Here is a 3,060-nt window from a genome sequence, read left to right as displayed (position 1 = left end):
GACATCAGCGTTCACGGCACGGGCCGAATGGACAACCTCCTGAAAGTTCACATCTAGACGGTAGCTCGCTGCAGGACATCCAGCAGTAGAGATGCCGGCATCGTTGCGGCCGGCGGCGTACGGATCGGAACGCCTTCGCAGAGTTCTCAGATTTGCCGTTGCGAGACCAAGCCCGACTATACCAGACCGACGCTATCAGTGCGTAACAGTCAATCCGTGCGCTGTGGCAATGGATCGCGCTCGAGCAGGGCGCGTCGGCGGCTATTTTGGGTAAAGGCGCTGCTCGCCGGCTGCAGGCTCGACAGCAACGCCCGCTCCCGCGCTCTCTGGATGACGCCGAGTAGAGCTTCTGCCAATGGCATTGTCAGCTTTTCTACAGCGTCACAACTGCGCCCGATAGCTAACATCCCGCGTGACTGATTGCCTCGCCATGCTTTTCTACTGCAACCAAAGGCTTGAGAGCGAGAACCGACGTTGGCACAAACGTTGCTATAATTAGCTCACGACACTGAGTAGGGCTTGCATAGGTCTGCGCCAAAGATAGCGATGCTCTCCTTGTGCCCCGCTCTCCGAGAGAGAAACAGGACCGTGCGCAACGAGATCGGGCAATCTTTGGCAAATCGGTTGATGGAGCGCAACGTGCCTTCACTAAGACAAGTCGCACTCTACGGAAAGGAGGCTATCGGCAACTCTACGACCTCAGAGAACACGCTAGCGGGAGTGCCAGAGATGGACTGCATGATCCCGATTTTGGGTTGTGATCTCAAGGCAGACTCGACCCGCCTGATCCTGCAGGCCAAAGGCGCAGGACACGATCTTGAGCCTCGCCGCGAACGCCGGCAGGGTCGAGGACATCGCAATCGACGACGTGACGAAGTCGGCTACCAGGAAGTCCGCTGCGTTGAGTCCCGCGGCGCGGAGCAATGCATCGGCTGCGCCAGTCGCTCTGTCATCACTTCAATCAATTGTCGCAAAGCAAACCGCGCCTGTGATAACATCGATAGGCCTCCTAAATGTGCTCGGCAGGCCTCGTCTGCGTCAGCTTTGCGATGCCGATCCGTGAGAACAGGGCGCAAGCAATCTGTGCCATCGCCTCAGGCGAGGTGATAGCGATGGATGCCCTCAACGATATCCCCAAAGGCGTTCTCAAATCTGACAACTCCGGCGGAGTGCGGCTTGGAGGTTTAATCTGCGATGACCAACAGGCCGTCAAAGAGCTCGGACTGGCGGAGGCTCTAGCCTTACGCGGAGTGCGCCGACAGCGTTGGAATATCCGCCGGAATCCCAGCACGATCGCTATTCGCAAGCTCGGACCATTACCGCCGGAAGGCGGATCTCGGTCCCGATCTCCACGGATGAGCTCAAGGACATACTGATGAAGCACGGCATCATAAAAGCGGTCGACGAGTCCGATATCGGCAAGACCGCCGCTGAACTCGCGGCCTCGTAAAGAGCACGCGAGAACGCCGGCCTCCCCTTTCTCCCCCACCCCATGGGAGGCCGGCGTTTCCGGGAGCGGTCCTATGACCGGCACTGAGGGGCGTCTATTATCAACTGTGGCGAGCTCAGTTACTCATGTTGAACGTGCGGTTGTTTCCCCTTTTGGTTGCAGGATCAAGCGAAGCGAGCGGTGAGGAGCATAGGGGAATTGCGACCTATCGTCTGCTCACGGGCGCACATCCCGCCGACGTCGACATAACCAATGATAGTAATTTCGACCGCCACGCACTAGCGTCAATTCTGGCTGCTGCAGCGATGGATGGTGGTTTCGTCTCCGAAAGAGCCGGGCTGTCCAGCGACGAGCTAGCGACCCTGCTGGAACAGCACTTCCCGTCGGTTCGGATCAAAGCCGACGAGCTGCTTCTGCGGTTCAAGCACAATGATAACGACGAGGTCATAATGGTGCGTGATCTCCTGCTATCGCAACGGTCGACCAGAGGGGATACCGGTCGCTGGTTGGCTCAGATGATCGCGCGACGCGCGATCGAGCCAAATCACTTGTGGGAAGACCTCGGACTGCGCGATCGTGGTGAACTCTGCCGATTGTTGGACCGCCATTTCGCGTCGCTGGCTGGCCGCAATACCAACAATATGCGCTGGAAGCGCTTTTTCTATCGCACTCTTTGCGCGGACGAGGGCCTCGTGATCTGCACGACTCCTGTGTGCACTCAATGTAAGGATTTCAATTTGTGCTTCGGCGATGAAAGCGGCGAGAGTCGGATGGCCGAACGGCGGCGCGAGGCTCTGTTGCAGGAGCCTGTACCAGCCGCAGGTCGACATGCCGCAATCTTGGAATCACGCTGACTGGAACACCATCTTCTCTGTCTAGATCGTTCGAGGCCATCAAGATCATCCACTGTGGTCCAGTAATGCAAGTGCATTGGCTTGGAGCTGGCGAAGCTCCTGCAAACATACATCGACGGATATGATCTCCCACGTCAAGAAGAGCGCGGGGATGAATCGCGGTGAAACTGTTCCGCTGCTGAGCGTCTCTTGTCAGCTTCAGGTCGTCCCGTTTGTGTGTCCAGTTGTTCCCGGTAGCGGGGTCATTGTTGTCGCCCGCGATAGCTGTTCGGAAGCCCAAACTCGCAGGGCGCGCCCAATTCCGCGAATCCGTCCATTCCATGGCTCAGCGGCAACCTGTGAAAGGAAAAAACGGGTGATGCATGCCAAAATCTGCGTCCCTTAGCCGTTCCGGAATGCTCGGAACGATCTCGCCGGCGGTCCGAGGACCTCTGCGCCCATTACGGCATGATGCCTTCTCGCAACAATCGCGGCACCGCCTACGAAAAGCGGCGATCGAAAGCTCGCATGGCCATCTCAAGCGGACGATCACCGCGCTTCCAGACGCTTCGGTGCTGGCCTGTTCTTAGGAGTCTTCCTTCGACCTTTCGGGCGCCAACTGCGAAACTCTTCATCGGGTATAACAAGATCGACGTGGCTGACGCCCAACGCACTTGCGAGCTCGAACAAAGTCACCACGGTGGGATTGCGCCGACCACTCTCCAAACCGCTGATATATTGTTGCGTACGGCCGGAGGCCTCAGAGAACTTCTCCTG

The 3,060-nt window shown here is 57.9% G+C and carries 4 protein-coding genes and 1 pseudogene; 4 read left to right on the top strand and 1 reads right to left on the bottom strand.

The features are described from left to right. Positions 1–546: 546 nt before the first annotated feature. From A3AI_RS50455 to A3AI_RS44995, 4 genes and pseudogenes are all read left to right on the top strand, one after another. Entirely contained in the window at positions 547–1,107 is a 561-nt protein-coding gene (locus tag A3AI_RS50455) for a P-loop NTPase family protein (protein ID WP_502685797.1), read from the top strand. After that, positions 1,050–1,181: pseudogene (nifH, locus tag A3AI_RS50450) on the top strand (nitrogenase reductase); the annotation flags it as partial. The gene A3AI_RS50455 and the pseudogene nifH, both read left to right, overlap by 58 nt. Before the next feature lie 83 nt (positions 1,182–1,264). Then, complete coding sequence (locus A3AI_RS50445) at positions 1,265–1,450, top strand: hypothetical protein (protein WP_024521119.1); 186 nt, start codon at positions 1,265–1,267, stop codon at positions 1,448–1,450. 125 nt (positions 1,451–1,575) lie between these two features. Next, on the top strand, positions 1,576–2,304 hold the full coding sequence (locus A3AI_RS44995) for a nitrogen fixation protein NifQ (protein ID WP_024521118.1): 729 nt from the start codon (positions 1,576–1,578) through the stop codon (positions 2,302–2,304). 528 nt (positions 2,305–2,832) lie between these two features. On the opposite strand, the gene A3AI_RS0141765 is transcribed toward A3AI_RS44995, so the two are convergent. Beyond that, a partial coding sequence (locus A3AI_RS0141765; protein ID WP_024521117.1) for a helix-turn-helix domain-containing protein occupies positions 2,833–3,060 on the bottom strand: 228 nt, incomplete at its 5' end.

Origin of the sequence: Bradyrhizobium sp. Tv2a-2 (assembly GCF_000472425.1) — a bacterium.
Taxonomy (GTDB): domain Bacteria; phylum Pseudomonadota; class Alphaproteobacteria; order Rhizobiales; family Xanthobacteraceae; genus Bradyrhizobium.
Note: the sequence above shows the minus strand (reverse complement) of the source record. Positions and strands in the feature narration are given on the sequence as shown.